This window comes from Acinetobacter sp. WU_MDCI_Abxe161 (assembly GCF_025514355.1).
Taxonomy (GTDB): domain Bacteria; phylum Pseudomonadota; class Gammaproteobacteria; order Pseudomonadales; family Moraxellaceae; genus Acinetobacter; species Acinetobacter pittii_E.
The window spans coordinates 1-17,607 of sequence record NZ_JAHPTU010000014.1; the positions used below are offsets into that span (position 1 = coordinate 1).

A 17,607-nucleotide genomic window follows, 5' to 3' on the forward strand; every position below is an offset into this window, starting at 1 on the left:
TAAACTAACACCCACACCTTCTCGAAGTCATACTTTTTCTCCAACAGCTAGTCCAACACCAACACCAACACCAACACCAACACCAACACCAACACCAACACCAACAAGTGTAGCGGACCGCTTCGTTGGAAGTTGGTTAGCGGGCAAAGGAGGTTGTATTAACGGTTCTGCTCTAAAAATGAATGTTATTAAGGTTTCTGATAACAGCGTACGATTTGCTAGTGAAACTGTACGCTATGAGAATGAATCGAACTGTACAGGTAACATTGTTGCAAGTTACCGCCAAGCTGAAGATTTTAGTCTGGTTTCAAATATTGGAGCACCTCAGACAATACAAACCTCAAGCTATAACAAAGTAGATTGGCAGCTTGTTGTAGCTGGAGAATTGGAGCAAAAACAACCTGCTATTTTAGGTTTTAAAAATGCAAATCAATTCTGCCTAGTTCCTACGAATGAACCAAATGCGATACATAATTATTTGCAGCAAGCAAACTTTGATCTCATGAATACTTGCTTCACAAAAACAACTCCACCAGCAAGCATGCAAAAGCCGACACAAGTATTGGCAACAGCAAGTTATAGACTAGCGGACAATAAAGAATCTTGGGCAGATCTATTAACTCAACTTAATGATCAAGGACGCCAAGGCTACGCCCTTCTCACACCATCTGTAAGTTTGGATAATCCTGATAGTAGCTTTGCTCTGTATAAAAATTTATATGTCAAAAATAATAAATCCACTGACACATACACCTATAAAACAGTTGATGTTAAAACTAACTCAGTAGCAAACCGTTATTTACTATGGGTGAATGAGTTAAATAAACAAGGTAGCTTAGGCTATATATATAAACTCTCATTTGGAGAAGTGACTTCGAATACAGATAAATATTTATTTGTGAAAAATGATAAGAAACCAGCAACTTATACTTACTCAAATCGATTCTTAACTAACACCTCTCGCACAACAATTTTAAATGCCTTCAATGAACTTGGTGCACAAGGTTGTAAGCTAATTTACGCTAACTCAGAGTTCACCAATAATGGCACAACGAATGGAACCTTCTATGTACCTACTTGCGTAAATAGCAGTACACATAACGGAACCTATGCTTATCGTTATTTTGAAGTTCCAAAACATATTCCGTTTAACAAGGAAGATGCAATAAAACTTGAGAAACTCCTTAAAGAGCAAGCAGCTGAAGGTTATAGACTGGTTGATGCGAACAATAATCTCGGCTTCTTTAATATTGATGGTTATCTATTTGAACGTGATAGCGAAAATACAGGACCTATTGAATATAAAGTATTTATTGAAGATGCTGCATCCGAAACAGATGAGCCATATCTTGTTGAAAATCGAATTCAAGACCAAGGTAAATTAGGCTGGTTCTTTGCGGTCCGACTCGGATCAGTCTATACAAACTCACCAACGAATTATGATTTGGCAAGTGGTGTAGTTTTCCCTAAATAAGACATCTAAAGCAAATAAGGCCACAATTGTGGCCTTATTCTTATTCAAAATCCGATAGCTTATCCTAAGTTTTTAAAACCCTGCTGACGCCATGCTTCATAAACAATTACGGCGGTTGCATTAGATAAATTTAAACTTCTTGAGTTTTCAGCCATCGGCAAACGAATCCACTGTTCTTGTGGAAACATTAAGCGAACATGCTCAGGCAAACCACGTGTTTCTGGCCCCATCAGTAAAGCCACAGGCCGGTTCAAATCAACCGTATGTGGAGTTGCAGAACCTTTAGTTGTGAGGGGAAAAACATGCTCGACACCTTTAGCTTTTAAATCTGCAAGGCAAAGCTCTATATTGTCCCAAATCTGCATACGTGCCCATTCATGATAATCAAGGCCTGCTCGTTTGAGCTTTTTATCATCTAATTCAAAACCTAGAGGTTTGACTAAATGCAACTGTGCGCCCGTATTAGCACATAAACGAATGATATTGCCTGTATTGGCAGGAATTTCAGGCTCGTATAGGACAACATGAATCACAAATTTTCTCGACTTAAATAACCAGCAATAAACTCAAATGAGCTTATTGCCATTTTAACTGTTCACGTAAACTTACCACTTCACCAATAATAGTTAAAGTTGGCGCCACGATATGATGTTCAGATACTTTAGTTGCGATATCAGCTAATGTTCCAACAACAACTTTCTGTTCTGGTGTGGTTCCTTTAGAGATTAAAGCCACCGGCATATTGGCACGCTGACCATGAGCAATAAGTTGTTCACAAATACGCTCCAAGCCAACTAATCCCATATATAAAACTAAAGTTTGATTTTCATAAACCAGCTCATTCCAAGGAAGTTCAGGTGAACCTTCCTTTAAATGCCCAGTCAAGAAACGAACGCTTTGCGCATAATCACGATGTGTTAAAGGAATACCTGCATAAGCTGAACAGCCTGATGCTGCAGTTATACCCGGTACAACTTGGAAAGTGACATTCGCCTCAACCAGCTCTTGAATTTCTTCACCACCACGCCCAAAGATAAACGGATCACCACCTTTTAGACGACAAACACGCTTTCCTTTTTGAGCATACTCAACCAGTAAAGCATTGATGCCATCTTGGGGAACAGAGTGATTCGAACGAGCTTTACCCACATAAATTTTAGTCGCATCACGGCGGCAAAGTTCTAAAATGGGTGCAGAAACAAGACGATCATAAATCACGACATCTGCTTGTTGCATAAGACGTAATGCTTTTAGTGTCAGCAACTCTGGATCGCCGGGTCCAGCCCCTACCAAATAAACTTCACCTTTAGGTGCTGTCCATTCTGTTAAGGCTTGCTGAATCAAATCATTTGCAACGTCTAAATTGTCATTAAAAACTTGTTCTTTTAATGGGCTAGCATAGAGGTTTTCCCAAAAGATTCGACGCTCATCGGGGTTAATAATCTTTTCTTTTACTTGCTTACGCCATTGACCAGAAAACTCAGCCAACTTACCCATGCCATGCGGAACAATTGTCTCTATTTGAGTACGAAGTTGTCTCGATAAAACTGGTGACGCCCCATTTGAAGCAACAGAGATAATTAATGGAGAACGGTCAATAATGGCTGGAACCATAAATCGGCAATGCGGAATATCATCGACACTATTTACCAGTAAATTACGCGCTTCACATTGCTCAAAAACAGCTTTATTCACCTGCGCATCATTAGTTGCCGCAATGACTAATCGATAAGACGTATTTAATACTTTTTCAGCAAAAGACTCGGCAAAATACTCTCCACCGGCCGTTTTGACCAACTGTAAAAGCTGCTCTTCAATTGCAGGAGCAATAATATCAATTACCGCTCCTGCTTTGGCTAGAAGGTTTGCTTTACGTAGCGCAATATGCCCACCACCCACAATCAGACAACGTTGCTTTTGCAACTTTAAAGAGATTGGAAAAATATCCACCTTAAACCTCTACATGAATCATCTGATTTAGGTTAAGCAAAAACCGTGCACAATTTAGATGCAAAGCTTAGTCAATAAACGTTACACCACCCATATATGGGCGTAATACTTCTGGAATCTCGATAGAACCGTCTTCACGTTGGTAATTTTCCATCACAGCAAGCAAAGTACGTCCAACTGCAAGACCTGAACCATTTAAAGTGTGCACCAATTCGGTCTTCTTTTGATCCATTCTGTAGCGTGCTTTCATGCGGCGTGCCTGAAAATCCCCCATATTAGAGCAGCTTGAGATTTCACGATAAGTATTTTGGCTTGGAACCCAGACTTCTAAGTCGTAAGTTTTAGTCGCACCAAAGCCCATATCCCCACCACAGAGCAAAATTTTGCGATATGGCAAGCCAAGTGCCTGCAAAATGCCCTCAGCATGAGCAGTAAGTTCTTCAAGTGCCTGCATAGAAGTTTCAGGTTTAACGATTTGCACCATCTCAACTTTATCAAACTGATGCTGACGAATTAAACCACGTGTATCGCGCCCATAAGAGCCTGCTTCACTACGGAAACATGGTGTGTGAGCTGCATATTTTAAAGGTAAACGTTCGGCATCAATAATCTCATCACGAACGAAGTTAGTAACAGGAACTTCTGCTGTAGGGATGAGGTAATATTCTTTTTCGCCTTGAAGTTTGAATAAATCTTCTTCAAATTTTGGTAACTGACCAGTACCGCGCAGTGAATCAGCATTTACCAAATAAGGCACATAAGCTTCTGTATAGCCATTTTTTAAAGTATGGGTATCGAGCATGAATTGCGTTAATGCACGTTGTAAGCGTGCTAAAGGACCTTTCAATACGCTAAAACGTGAGCCAGTCAATTTAGTCGCAGTTTCAAACTCTAAACCGCCCATCCACTCACCTAAATCAGTATGATCTTTGATTTCAAAATCAAACTGACGAGGCGTGCCCCATGTTGAGATTTCAACGTTATCATCTTCATCCTTACCAGCAGGAACAGATTCATCTGGTAAGTTAGGAATACTCAGCGCTTTTTGTTCAATCTCGTTTTGTAGCTCTGATAAAGCAACTTCAGCAGCTTTGATTTCATCACCAATGGCTTGCATACGCGCCATGATTTCAGAAGCGTCGCCACCGGATTTTTTAATCTGACCCACTTGTTTTGCACCGGCATTACGTTCTGCCTGCAATTTTTCAGTTTTCGATTGCAAGTCTTTACGGCGAGTTTCTAAAGAAGCCCATTCTTGAACATCTAATTGAACACCACGTTTTGCCAAAGCCGCATTAACGGCTTCAATATTATTTCTGAGTAACTTAGGGTCGATCATAATCAATCATAATATGGGTAAAAAACTGGCTATAGTGTAAGGCCTTAACACTAAAAAATATAGTGATCATCTTCATAACGAATAGCTTTCACACAATTCTTAGAATAGATCACCTATTTTAGAACTTATAGTTTGGCACACTCGGCAAATACTCAGGTTTAATGAATTTACTCGCTTCAAAATACGGCAGTGTTAATTCAGACATTCCCTCTGCATAAGACGCCAACTCATAGATTGGATAGACAAATACAATGCCATTCGCTCCATAGTAAAAATTATCGCTTAGCTGAAGTTTTTCACGATTGATATTGTGCTCTTGAAGCCAATTTGTATTTGCATCATAGAGGGCATCAACCAACTGTTTTTCAACATCTGGTTGAATAAGCTCAGCAACAGTAATGTGCTTTTTATTTAATAAGTCAAAATTTACAAACTCTTGATGAGACATACCATGAGCCGCACCAGCTGAGTACGAATAAGTCTGTAATGCAAAAGTCGCAAGATTATAATTTTGTCCTAAATAGCGAATATAAATTGCACTTTGGCTCGAACGCGGTTCACCTTCAGGTACTTCGACAGGTTGATCAGCTAAATTTGCAAAAGCATTCGGATCTGCTTTCTTTATACGATTGGTGAAGTAATCATTAATCCATTTTTGATTGGTCTGTACTGTTTGAAAATCATACTCAGTACAACCATCTTCTAAGCAAACTTTTGATTTTGGCAATTTTACTGGGATTACTTTTGCTTGAATTACAGGAACACCAGCCTCTTTCGTTTCTTTAACTTTTGCAGTCGAAGCAGCCTGCTCTTCTTTGGCGGCCGACTTTGGTTGGCAACCAGTCACCATTGCCATTGCAGCCATTAATGGAAGAATACAAATAATTTTTTTATCGTAAAGTCGCATAATAATCCCCATGAATTTACCCCTATCACTATACAAAGCGTAAGAATAAGACGGGGTTAAAAAATGTATCTATCTCTCTTACATAAAAAAGCTACCGTGAAGGTAGCTTTTTTTGAGAGGTATTCATTATTGGTCAATAACATCTGTACCTTTTGGCGGCGTAAAGTTAAAGACAGATGCAGGAATTGAGGCATTTACCTTAACATTCTTAAAGCGCACATAGGTGGTTTGACCTAATGAGTCTTGCAACACCATCAGTGTAGGGGCTTTATTTGCTCCAAAACTAATGGTTAAGCTTTGGAATGCACCATCTTCTTTTTTAGGGAATAATGTGAAATAGAGTTTAGATTTATCGGGTTGCGTTACACGATAAGACTTCATGATTTGGTTAGTATTACCAGAAAGTAATAACGCTGGCGTATCTGCAACCTGCTCATCTAAGCTTTGACGGACTGCTTGCTGTAAATCTGGGTCATAGATCCAAACTGTTTTCCCGCTCGTTACAATTGTTTGTTTAGCAGGACTTACTGTTTCCCAATAAAATTTCCCCGGACGTTCAACTTTCATTGAGCCTTTAAATGTCTGGTTCATATGCTGTGCACTTAAACTCTTTTTCTGTGCCACAGTTTTTGTATTGGCTTTTGTTGTTTGTTCAAAGTCGGCAGTCAAACGCTGTAAACCTGATAACTGATTAACCAGGTTCCCAATTGCCTGTTGCTCCGGTGCTGCTACAGGCGCAGCAAACACTGTAGTGCTCATTACAGGAGCAAGCACTGACGCGCTAAGTGTAATAGCACACATAGTTTTACGAAGCATATTCATGTCATCACCTTTTTAGTTGCTGTAAGACAACTTGCCTTCTTTCAAAGTTATGAAACTTGGCAAGCTCTTAATTCAAGACTCATATTAACCGACAAACTCTGTGCTAATCATTGAGAAAATAAGATATTTTGTTATGTTATTCATGTTGTTTGTAGAATTTCATTCATCATGATGAAGATAAATAAAAATTAAAACCATAAAAAAAGCCCACAAAATGTGGGCTTTTTTGAAGCTAAAACTTATACAGTTTCAACTTTTACGTAGCGACGGCCAAATTGACCTTTCACTTCGAATTTTACTACGCCGTCAGCAGTAGCAAATAAAGTATGGTCACGGCCCATACCAACATTTGCACCAGCGTGGAATTCTGTACCACGTTGACGAACGATGATGTTACCAGCAGTTACAGCTTGACCGCCGTAAACTTTAACACCTAACATTTTTGGGTTTGAATCACGACCGTTCTTCGTCGATCCACCGGCTTTTTTAGTTGCCATGTCTCTTACTCCTCGTGATTAGCCTGAAATACCAGTAATTTTCAACTCAGTGAACCATTGACGGTGACCTTGTTGTTTACGGTAGTGTTTACGACGACGCATTTTGATGATGCGGATTTTGTCGTGACGACCATGACCAATCACTTCTGCAGTTACTTTAGCGCCAGCTACAACTGGAGCACCGATTTGAATGTTGTCACCGTTTACAACCATTAATACATCATCAAATGTAATAGTCGCACCAGATTCAGCTTTCAATAATTCAACTTTAAGGGTTTCACCCTCAACTACACGGTGCTGTTTACCACCGCTTTGGATTACTGCGTACATAATGTACTCCAATCAGCCCGTGTCGTCGTGTCGATAAAGGGATATATCGATCTTAAAACGATCGCCACTGGGGTTATACAAGGCGACAGATTTTAAGTGAAATTTGATCAAACGACAAGTATTTTCTATCTATCAGTAAAGCATGATCCCCTATTCTTACAAAATCGAACAGCTTGGATTGGAATTTAGCAGTTTTCATTGATTCTGAATGAAAATTAAAATACAGTTCCAGACACAAATTGCGTCAAGAACAAGTTGTATTAATGCTGATGTCATTAAATTTATTGTTTTGCCGGAAACATCATGTTTTGCTTAAATAAAGAACAAAGAACGCTTAAAGACAATAGAAATGATTAATATCAGCCACTTGTTAACCTGTGCAACTCATCTTTAATTGATACACTAACGCCACTTATCTACCAATACGGGGTTTTTCTTCATATGGTCATCGATTTCAAGCAAGACATTCTTGCGCCTGTTGCCTCAGACTTTGCTGCGATGGATCACTTGATTAATGAAGGAATTAGCTCAAAAGTCGGTTTAGTCATGTCTGTCAGCAAGCATGTCGTTGAAGCTGGCGGAAAGCGTATGCGCCCAATCATGTGTTTACTTGCAGCCCGTGCTTGTGGTTTAGATAACATGGTAAACGCACAGCGTTTAGCTGCAATCATTGAAATGTTGCATACTGCGACATTAGTCCATGATGATGTAGTAGATGAATCTGGGCTTCGTCGTGGTCGTCCTACAGCAAATGCGACATGGAACAATCAAACAGCCGTATTAGTCGGTGACTTCCTTATTGCCCGTGCTTTCGATTTATTGGTTGATTTAAATAACATGACTTTATTGAAAGACTTTTCAACGGGTACATGTGAAATTGCTGAAGGTGAAGTATTACAACTGCAATCCCAGCATCAACCAGATACAACTGAAGAAATTTATTTAAAAATTATTCATGGTAAAACGTCTCGCCTATTCGAATTGGCTACAGAAGGTGCTGCTATTTTGGCAGGGCAAGAAGCTTACCGTGAACCATTAAGATTGTTTGCTGGTCATTTTGGTAATGCGTTCCAAATCATTGATGATATTTTAGACTACACATCAGATGCTGAAACATTAGGTAAAAATATTGGTGATGATTTAATGGAAGGTAAGCCAACTTTACCGTTAATTTCTGCATTAGCACACTCAACAGGTGAAGAGCATGCGATTATTCGTCGCAGTATCGCCACTGGTGGAGTAGACCAATTACCTCAGGTCATCGAAATTGTACAGAAGTCTGGTGCTTTAGATTATTGCAACCAACGTGCCCAAGAAGAAACAGAAGCAGCACTGCAAGCTTTATCAAACCTACCCGATACACCGTATCGTCAGGCATTGATTAACTTAACTCAGCTTGCGTTACATCGAATACAATAGATATTATTTTGCCTATGCATGTAAATTTTTCAGAACATTTTTTAAAAATAGAGAAGCAGCTTGAGGATCCTCAAGCTGTCATTGATGAAAATCTACTGATTGAACTCGTCAATGTCGTCCGCCCATCCGACCCAGAGGATACGGATGAAATTAAGAACAAAATACAGGCTTTAATTGAAAGTCTTTTACGCACACCTACAGCACCCTTTTTATTACAAACTTTCTTATTACGTTTGATTAATCACTATAAGCAAGTCAGCTTATATGCGGACAGCGGGATTTTGTCTTTAGATGGTTTCTGGAACCAGCTCGGACAAAGACTTGGAGCACATTTTTTACCGCTAATCGAAGACTCAAGCCAACTCAAAATTTTAATTGGAAAAATTTTCTATTTAGAAAGTGACAAAATCTGGCTCAATAATATTGCTGATGAAGATTGGTCAAATTTATTTAGTCTTATTGGGCAAAGCCAAAGTAATGTCGATGAAAAGCTTGTCATTCAAAGTGAAATGATTAAAGCCATCACTGTCTTATCTTATCGAATTAGTGGAATTGGACTTTATCCCGAATTTATTAATGCTCAACCAGAATTAACGGAATATGAGTCTCCATTTTTAGTTCAAAATCGTGAAATTATTGAGTTTATAGAAAAATATAAGAAACAAGAACTTTCTGATCATGAAATTGCAGTTATTGCTCCTCCCGATGCATCACAAGCATTCGTTATGTTGGAACAATGTCGGGATGTAGTGTTAAAGATTCGCCGTGCTACGAAAAGAATTGGTGTCAGTTTAAGTTTGACTTATTTACTGTCATTACTTGAACAATGTCTTGATCGTATTGAATTATTACTTTATCTGGTCGTAGACAACACTCATGGAAAATATGTTTCCTTAGGACATCTTATTTCCGATTTAACCAAGGCGCACTACAGTGAAAAAAGTGTGCGCTCTTTACTCAGCACAACCAGTGAACTCATTGCCTTTCAGGTTACCGAAAATGCCAGCCGTACAGGTGAGCATTATGTAAGTACAGATACCAAAGGCTTTTGGGGAATGTATAAGGCAGCCGCTGGTGCAGGTGTCATTATTGCCTTTATGGCATCTTTAAAAATTCTTGCATCAAGAATGACCATGGCTCCGCTCATGCAAGCCTTTACGTTCAGTATGAATTATTCTCTGGGTTTCATTCTGATTCATGTTCTGCACTTTACTGTTGCAACCAAACAACCCGCTATGACTGCTGCTGCCCTCGCTGCAACGGTACAACAGCGTAAAGGTTCTAAAACAGCTCAGATTGCAGAGTTAGCGGCCCTAATTATTAATATTATCCGAACGCAGTTCATTGCTATTTTGGGTAACATTTCAATTGCAATCCCTACTGCAGCACTGATTACTTTTGCTTGGCAGTTTTACCTTGATGAACCGTTATTAACCCATACCAAGGCAACTTATCTACTACACAGCTTAAACCCCTTTACGTCATTAGCAGTGCCCCATGCCGCAATTGCGGGAGTATGTCTATTTTTGTCCGGTCTGATTGCTGGATATTTTGACAACATGGCTGTTTATCGAAAAGTTGGTCCACGCTTAAGAGCGCATCGTCGTTTAGCTAACTGGTTTGGGCAAGATCGACTTAATCGTTTTGCTGAATATATTGAACGTAATTTAGGTGCTTTAGCCGGTAACTTCTTATTCGGGATCATGTTAGGAAGTATGGGGACCATAGGCTTTATTTTAGGCTTACCTTTAGATATTCGTCATATTGCCTTTGCATCTGCTAACTTTATTCAAGGTTTGATGACCATTAATGGCAGCCCGGATATTGGCTTGATTATAGTGTCCTTTCTCGGTGTGCTATGTATTGGTCTGACTAACTTATTCGTGAGTTTCACCCTTACTATTATTGTGGCATTACGAGCGCGTCGAGTTCGCTTTGAGCAATGGAAACCTTTAGCCAAGTTAGTCATGACCCATTTCCTGACTCGCCCGAGCGATTTTTTCTGGCCACCAAAACAACCATTAGAACTTGAAGAAAATACGTCAACAAATAGCGGAAAAAAAACAGAACACTAAAAGTTTTGCTTTGTACACAGAATGTGACTTTCGTCAATTTTGTTGTGATTGTTTTTCCAAATGTTAAAAAAATTTCAAAATGAATTTACGATGATCTATCAGGCTTGAAAAAAAGTGTACTGGCAAGTACACTTTTAACGGCTTTCAGTAGTGGACACTGCTTGAATAAGCAAAGGTATATACATGCCCTATATATTGCTTTTTATTGGTTGTATTTTTTTAGGATTAGGTGTTCTTGGTCTTTTTGTACCGAGACTTCAATCTTTGGATCTTCTCACCGTTCAAATATTGAGTGAAAATCGTTCAGATTATCTTAACTCTATTACGATCTTTTTAGCACGTATAGGCGGTATGCCTTTTGTATGTTTTTTATCCTTTCTGGTATGTGTATATCAAGCATGGTATAAAAAATATATTACTGTTATTTTCATTAGCGTGGGGGTTCTTGGCAGTATCACCATGGGTTGGCTGCTCAAGTGGTGTGTTGACCGTCCTAGACCTTCACAGGCATATCATATTGTCGAAAGTTATGGTGCATCGTTCCCAAGTGCACATAGTGTTTATGCATCAACACTAGCTTGTCTGGCAATGTTAATGTTATGCCATAGGCCCAACATTAACTCTCCTTATATCATTTTGATCTCCTGTTTTTGGTTTATCTGCATGGGGCTTTCAAGAATATATGCTGGAGTTCATTTTCCAACAGATGTACTCGCCGGTTGGGGCATAGGTTTTATTTGGATTGCACTGCTTTGGCTCTGGTTATTACAAACACAAAGTAGGTTAAGTAGAAAACAAATATATTTTTAGATTTTATCTAAACGAGGTGGAACAATGATGTCGGCTAAGCTTTGGGCTCCTGCCCTTACTGCTTGCGCATTAGCAACAAGTATCGCACTTGTTGGTTGTAGCAAAGGCTCCGATGAGAAACAGCAAGCTGCTGCTGCTCAGAAAATGCCGCCTGCAGAAGTAGGTGTTATTGTTGCTCAACCACAAAGTGTTGAACAAAGCGTTGAGCTTTCCGGCCGTACTTCAGCATATCAAATTTCTGAAGTTCGCCCTCAAACAAGCGGTGTGATTTTAAAACGCTTGTTTGCTGAAGGAAGCTATGTTCGTGAAGGTCAGGCACTTTATGAGCTCGACTCTAGAACGAACCGTGCAACGCTTGAGAATGCAAAAGCAGCTCTTTTACAACAACAGGCAAATCTAGCTTCACTACGTACCAAGCTAAACCGTTATAAGCAACTTGTTTCAAGTAATGCTGTATCTAGACAGGAATATGACGACTTACTTGGTCAGGTTAATGTTGCCGAAGCACAAGTTTCTGCAGCTAAAGCTCAAGTAACGAATGCAAATGTTGATCTTGGTTACTCTACAATTCGTTCACCAATTTCTGGTCAGTCTGGACGTTCTTCTGTAACAGCAGGTGCTTTAGTTACTGCAAACCAAACTGATCCTTTAGTGACGATTCAGCAGTTAGACCCGATCTACGTTGATATTAACCAATCTAGTGCCGAGTTATTGCGTTTACGTCAACAACTCAGCAAAGGCAGTTTAAACAATAGTAACAACACGAAAGTGAAATTGAAGCTCGAAGATGGTTCAACCTATCCAATCGAAGGACAACTTGCTTTCTCTGATGCTTCGGTTAATCAGGATACAGGAACGATTACTTTACGTGCCGTATTCTCAAACCCGAATCACCTGTTACTTCCAGGCATGTATACCACTGCACAGATTGTTCAAGGTGTAGTGCCTAATGCTTACCTGATTCCTCAAGCTGCAATTACGCGTTTACCTACAGGTCAAGCTGTAGCAATGCTTGTTAATGCCAAAGGTACTGTTGAGAGTCGTCCTGTTGAAACCTCTGGTGTTCAAGGACAAAACTGGATTGTGACTAACGGTCTCAAAGTTGGTGATAAAGTGATTGTTGATGGTGTTGCCAAGGTTAAAGAAGGGCAAGAAGTTTCAGCAAAACCTTACCAAGCTCAACCAGCAAATCCACAAGGCGCAGCTCCAAATGCGACAAAACCGGCTCAATCAGGTAAACCTCAAGCAGAACAGAAAGCATCTTCAAATGCATAAGGGGTAGATTGAATGGCACAATTTTTTATTCATCGCCCCATTTTTGCGTGGGTGATTGCATTAGTCATTATGTTGGCGGGTATTCTCACGCTAACAAAAATGCCTATTGCACAGTATCCAACGATTGCACCGCCGACAGTTACGATTGCTGCAACTTATCCTGGTGCATCGGCTGAGACTGTTGAAAACACCGTAACCCAGATCATTGAACAACAAATGAATGGTCTAGATGGTTTACGTTATATTTCATCTAACAGTGCTGGTAACGGTCAAGCCTCTATTCAATTAAACTTTGAACAAGGTATTGATCCAGATATTGCACAGGTTCAGGTTCAAAACAAGCTGCAATCTGCAACTGCACTTTTACCTGAAGATGTACAACGTCAAGGTGTAACTGTTACTAAATCTGGTGCAAGCTTCTTGCAAGTTATTGCATTTTATTCACCAGATAACAACTTGTCTGACTCTGACATTAAAGACTATGTAAACTCGTCTATTAAAGAACCGCTTAGCCGTGTGGCTGGTGTTGGTGAGGTAACGGTCTTTGGTGGTTCATACGCAATGCGTATCTGGCTTGATCCAGCTAAGTTAACCAGTTATCAGCTTACACCTAGTGATATTGCGACAGCTTTACAAGCGCAAAACTCACAAGTAGCTGTAGGTCAATTAGGTGGTGCACCGGCTGTACAAGGTCAAGTGCTTAACGCAACAGTAAATGCACAAAGTTTGCTGCAAACTCCTGAACAGTTTAAAAATATCTTCTTAAAGAACACAGCATCTGGTGCTGAGGTTCGATTAAAAGATGTTGCTCGCGTAGAATTAGGTTCTGATAACTATCAATTCGACTCGAAGTTTAACGGTAAACCAGCAGCTGGTCTTGCAATTAAGATTGCAACTGGTGCGAACGCACTTGATACGGCAGAAGCAGTTGAACATCGTTTATCTGAATTACGTAAGAACTATCCAGCGGGTCTTGAAGACAAACTGGCTTATGACACAACTCCATTTATTCGTCTTTCAATTGAAAGTGTTGTACACACATTAATTGAAGCGGTAATTTTGGTATTCATTGTCATGTTCTTGTTCTTACAGAACTGGCGTGCAACGATTATTCCAACACTTGCTGTACCTGTTGTTGTATTAGGTACATTCGCTGTTATTAATATCTTTGGCTTCTCAATTAACACCTTAACCATGTTCGCCATGGTATTGGCAATTGGTCTTCTGGTCGATGATGCCATCGTCGTCGTCGAGAACGTCGAACGTGTTATGAGTGAAGAGCATACCGATCCGGTTACGGCGACTTCACGATCAATGCAACAGATTTCTGGCGCGTTAGTTGGTATTACGAGTGTATTAACAGCTGTATTCGTACCAATGGCATTCTTTGGTGGTACAACTGGTGTAATTTACCGTCAGTTCTCGATTACCCTTGTAACAGCAATGGTTTTATCGTTAATTGTGGCGTTAACATTCACACCGGCACTTTGTGCAACCATTTTAAAACAGCATGATCCTAACAAAGAACCAAGTAATAATATTTTTGCTCGTTTCTTTAGAGGCTTTAACAATGGTTTTGACCGCATGTCGCATAGCTACCAAAATGGTGTTAATCGCATGCTTAAAGGCAAAATCTTCTCTGGCGTACTTTACGCTGTGGTTATTGCTTTATTAGTGTTCTTGTTCCAAAAACTCCCATCTTCATTCTTACCAGAAGAAGATCAGGGTGTGGTAATGACACTTGTTCAATTACCACCAAATGCAACGCTTGACCGTACAGGTAAAGTGATTGACACCATGACAAACTTCTTCATGAATGAAAAAGACACTGTGGAATCTATTTTCACCGTTTCGGGCTTCTCATTCACAGGTGTTGGTCAAAATGCTGGTATTGGCTTTGTTAAATTGAAAGACTGGAGTGAACGTACTTCACCAGAGTCTCAAATTGGCGCATTGATTCAGCGTGGTATGGCATTAAATATGATCGTTAAAGACGCATCTTACGTTATGCCATTACAGCTTCCAGCAATGCCTGAACTCGGTGTAACAGCCGGATTCAACTTGCAACTTAAAGATTCAAGTGGTCAAGGCCATGAGAAACTTATTGCTGCACGTAATACGATCTTAGGTTTGGCTGCACAGGATAAGCGTCTTGTGGGTGTTCGCCCTAATGGTCAAGAAGATACACCTCAGTATCAAATTAATGTAGATCAGGCTCAAGCTGGTGCCATGGGCGTGAGTATTGCCGATATTAACAATACGATGCGTATTGCATGGGGTGGCTCATACATTAACGATTTCGTTGATCGTGGACGTGTGAAAAAAGTTTATGTTCAAGGTGATGCGGGTAGCCGTATGATGCCTGAAGACTTAAACAAGTGGTATGTACGCAATAACAAAGGCGAGATGGTTCCGTTCTCTGCATTTGCTACTGGCGAATGGACATATGGTTCTCCACGTCTTGAACGTTATAACGGCGTGTCATCGGTTAACATTCAAGGTACACCTGCACCTGGCGTAAGCTCTGGTGACTCAATGAAAGCGATGGAAGAAATTATTGCTAAGTTACCATCTATGGGCTTACAAGGTTTCGACTATGAATGGACAGGTTTATCACTTGAAGAACGTGAGTCTGGTGCTCAAGCTCCATTCTTATATGCACTTTCATTGTTAATCGTTTTCCTTTGCTTGGCCGCATTGTATGAAAGCTGGTCGATTCCGTTCTCGGTTTTACTTGTAGTACCACTCGGTATTATTGGTGCAATCGTATTAACTTACTTGGGCATGATTATTAAAGGAGATCCAAATCTCTCAAATAACATTTACTTCCAGGTAGCGATGATCGCGGTAATCGGTCTTTCTGCAAAAAATGCGATCTTGATTGTTGAGTTCGCAAAAGAGCTGCAGGAAAAAGGTGAAGACCTGATTGAGGCAACTTTACATGCCGCAAAAATGCGTTTACGTCCAATTATCATGACTACCCTTGCCTTCGGTTTTGGTGTACTTCCGCTTGCCCTTTCAACAGGTGCTGGTGCAGGAAGTCAGCACTCTGTCGGTTACGGTGTACTCGGTGGCGTACTCAGTGCAACGTTCTTAGGTATCTTCTTTATCCCTGTATTCTATGTGTGGATTCGTAGTATCTTTAAGTACAAACCAAAAACCATAAACACTCAGGAGCATAAATCGTGATGCAAAACGTATGGTCTATTTCAGGTCGTAGCATTGCGGTATCTGCACTTGCGCTTGCTTTGTCAGCTTGTCAAAGCATGCGCGGCCCAGAACCAGTCGTGAAAACCGATATTCCACAAAGCTATACATATAGCGCTTCTGGTACGTCTATTGCTGAACAGGGTTACAAACAGTTCTTTGCTGACCCTCGTTTGCTCGGAGTGATTGATTTGGCACTTGCCAACAACCGCGACTTACGTACAGCAACGCTCAATATCGAACGTGCTCAACAGCAATATCGAATTACGCAGAACAACCAGCTTCCAACAATCGGAGCAAGTGGTAGTGCAATTCGTCAGGTTTCACAAAGCCGTGATCCGAATAACCCCTACTCTACTTATCAAGTAGGTTTGGGTGTAACTGCCTATGAGCTTGATTTTTGGGGCCGTGTACGTAGCTTAAAAGATGCTGCGTTAGATAGTTACCTTTCAACACAAAGTGCACGTGATTCGACTCAAATCAGTCTAATCAGTCAAGTTGCTCAAGCGTGGTTAAACTATTCTTTCGCAACAGCGAATTTAAGACTTGCAGAGCAAACACTTAAAGCACAGCAAGACTCTTACAATCTCAACAAAAAACGTTTTGATGTGGGTATCGACAGTGAAGTTCCACTACGTCAGGCACAGATTTCTGTAGAAACTGCGCGTAATGATGTAGCGAACTACAAAACACAGATTGCTCAAGCACAAAACTTGTTGAACTTGTTAGTAGGCCAATCAGTTCCACAAAACTTGTTGCCAACCCAACCTGTAAAACGCATTACTCAACAAAATGTATTTACAGCTGGTTTACCAAGTGACTTGCTTAACAACCGTCCAGATGTAAAAGCTGCCGAATATAACTTAAGCGCTGCTGGTGCGAATATCGGTGCTGCAAAAGCACGTTTATTCCCAACGATTAGCTTAACGGGTTCTGCAGGTTACGCATCAACTGACTTAAGTGATCTATTTAAGTCTGGTGGTTTTGTGTGGTCAATTGGACCAAGCTTAGATTTACCAATCTTTGACTGGGGTACTCGTCGTGCCAATGTAAAAATTTCTGAAACCGATCAGAAAATTGCATTGTCTAATTATGAAAAATCAGTTCAGTCTGCGTTCCGTGAAGTTAATGACGCACTTGCAACTCGTGCCAACATTGGTGAGCGTTTAACAGCTCAACAACGTCTAGTAGAAGCAACTAACCGCAACTACACACTTTCAAATGCCCGCTTCCGTGCTGGTATTGATAGTTACTTAACGGTTCTTGATGCACAGCGTTCGTCTTATTCAGCAGAACAAGGTTTGCTATTGCTTCAACAAGCAAACTTAAACAACCAAATCGAGTTATACAAAACTCTAGGTGGTGGTTTAAAAGCAAATACTTCAGATACAGTGGTTAATCAACCATCTAGTGCTGAACTTAAAAAGCAATAAGTTTTAAATAACTTATTCATAAAAGCTCACTTCGGTGGGCTTTTTTATTGCAACTCAACTGAATATTTT

14 protein-coding genes are annotated in these 17,607 nt (G+C 40.2%); 7 read left to right on the plus strand and 7 right to left on the minus strand.

Annotation, left to right across the window (positions count from 1 at the left end):
- The coding region (locus tag KTI78_RS14350; protein WP_262446489.1) for a PT dipeptide repeat lipoprotein at positions 1-1,474 on the plus strand (1,474 nt) is incomplete at its 5' end.
- Positions 1,475-1,533: 59 nt separating this feature from the next.
- On the opposite strand, the gene KTI78_RS14355 is transcribed toward KTI78_RS14350, so the two are convergent.
- From KTI78_RS14355 to rplU, 7 genes are all read right to left on the minus strand, one after another.
- A complete protein-coding gene (locus KTI78_RS14355) occupies positions 1,534-2,007 on the minus strand; it encodes a tRNA (cytidine(34)-2'-O)-methyltransferase (protein ID WP_002116042.1) in 474 nt (157 codons plus the stop codon).
- Positions 2,008-2,050: 43 nt separating this feature from the next.
- Positions 2,051-3,424, minus strand: a complete 1,374-nt coding sequence (cysG, locus tag KTI78_RS14360) for a siroheme synthase CysG (RefSeq protein WP_262446492.1) — start codon at positions 3,422-3,424, stop codon at positions 2,051-2,053.
- 67 nt (positions 3,425-3,491) lie between these two features.
- Positions 3,492-4,763, minus strand: coding sequence for a serine--tRNA ligase (gene serS, locus KTI78_RS14365; protein ID WP_262446493.1), 1,272 nt, complete (start codon positions 4,761-4,763; stop codon positions 3,492-3,494).
- A gap of 118 nt (positions 4,764-4,881) precedes the next feature.
- The gene (locus KTI78_RS14370; RefSeq protein WP_239976011.1) at positions 4,882-5,682 is read right to left on the minus strand and encodes an RsiV family protein; all 801 of its coding nucleotides are present in this window, start codon (positions 5,680-5,682) and stop codon (positions 4,882-4,884) included.
- A gap of 114 nt (positions 5,683-5,796) precedes the next feature.
- Positions 5,797-6,492 (minus strand): outer membrane lipoprotein chaperone LolA, encoded by a 696-nt coding sequence (gene lolA, locus KTI78_RS14375; RefSeq protein ID WP_016143199.1) that lies wholly within the window; start codon positions 6,490-6,492, stop codon positions 5,797-5,799.
- A 239-nt stretch (positions 6,493-6,731) separates the two neighbouring features.
- Positions 6,732-6,989, minus strand: coding sequence for a 50S ribosomal protein L27 (gene rpmA, locus KTI78_RS14380; protein ID WP_002116037.1), 258 nt, complete (start codon positions 6,987-6,989; stop codon positions 6,732-6,734).
- 18 nt (positions 6,990-7,007) lie between these two features.
- A complete protein-coding gene (rplU, locus tag KTI78_RS14385) occupies positions 7,008-7,319 on the minus strand; it encodes a 50S ribosomal protein L21 (RefSeq protein WP_000271409.1) in 312 nt (103 codons plus the stop codon).
- Between the two features lie 441 nt (positions 7,320-7,760).
- Here rplU and sdsA point away from each other — a divergent pair, with 441 nt between their 5' ends.
- The 6 genes from sdsA to adeK all read left to right on the plus strand — a co-directional run bounded on the left by sdsA (position 7,761) and on the right by adeK (position 17,538).
- Complete coding sequence (sdsA, locus tag KTI78_RS14390) at positions 7,761-8,738, plus strand: All-trans-nonaprenyl-diphosphate synthase (RefSeq protein WP_262446494.1); 978 nt, start codon at positions 7,761-7,763, stop codon at positions 8,736-8,738.
- Between the two features lie 14 nt (positions 8,739-8,752).
- Positions 8,753-10,813 carry a site-specific recombinase gene (locus KTI78_RS14395; protein WP_262446530.1) on the plus strand — a complete coding sequence of 687 codons (2,061 nt, stop codon included), beginning with the start codon at positions 8,753-8,755 and terminating at the stop codon, positions 10,811-10,813.
- 183 nt (positions 10,814-10,996) lie between these two features.
- Positions 10,997-11,623, plus strand: a complete 627-nt coding sequence (locus KTI78_RS14400) for a phosphatase PAP2 family protein (RefSeq protein WP_016143196.1) — start codon at positions 10,997-10,999, stop codon at positions 11,621-11,623.
- A gap of 24 nt (positions 11,624-11,647) precedes the next feature.
- A complete protein-coding gene (gene adeI / locus KTI78_RS14405) occupies positions 11,648-12,898 on the plus strand; it encodes a multidrug efflux RND transporter periplasmic adaptor subunit AdeI (RefSeq protein ID WP_016143195.1) in 1,251 nt (416 codons plus the stop codon).
- A 12-nt stretch (positions 12,899-12,910) separates the two neighbouring features.
- Positions 12,911-16,087 carry a multidrug efflux RND transporter permease subunit AdeJ gene (adeJ, locus tag KTI78_RS14410; protein ID WP_016143194.1) on the plus strand — a complete coding sequence of 1,059 codons (3,177 nt, stop codon included), beginning with the start codon at positions 12,911-12,913 and terminating at the stop codon, positions 16,085-16,087.
- Positions 16,087-17,538 carry a multidrug efflux RND transporter outer membrane channel subunit AdeK gene (adeK, locus tag KTI78_RS14415; RefSeq protein WP_224992962.1) on the plus strand — a complete coding sequence of 484 codons (1,452 nt, stop codon included), beginning with the start codon at positions 16,087-16,089 and terminating at the stop codon, positions 17,536-17,538. Before adeJ ends, adeK begins: the two co-directional genes overlap by 1 nt.
- Positions 17,539-17,607 lie beyond the last annotated feature (69 nt).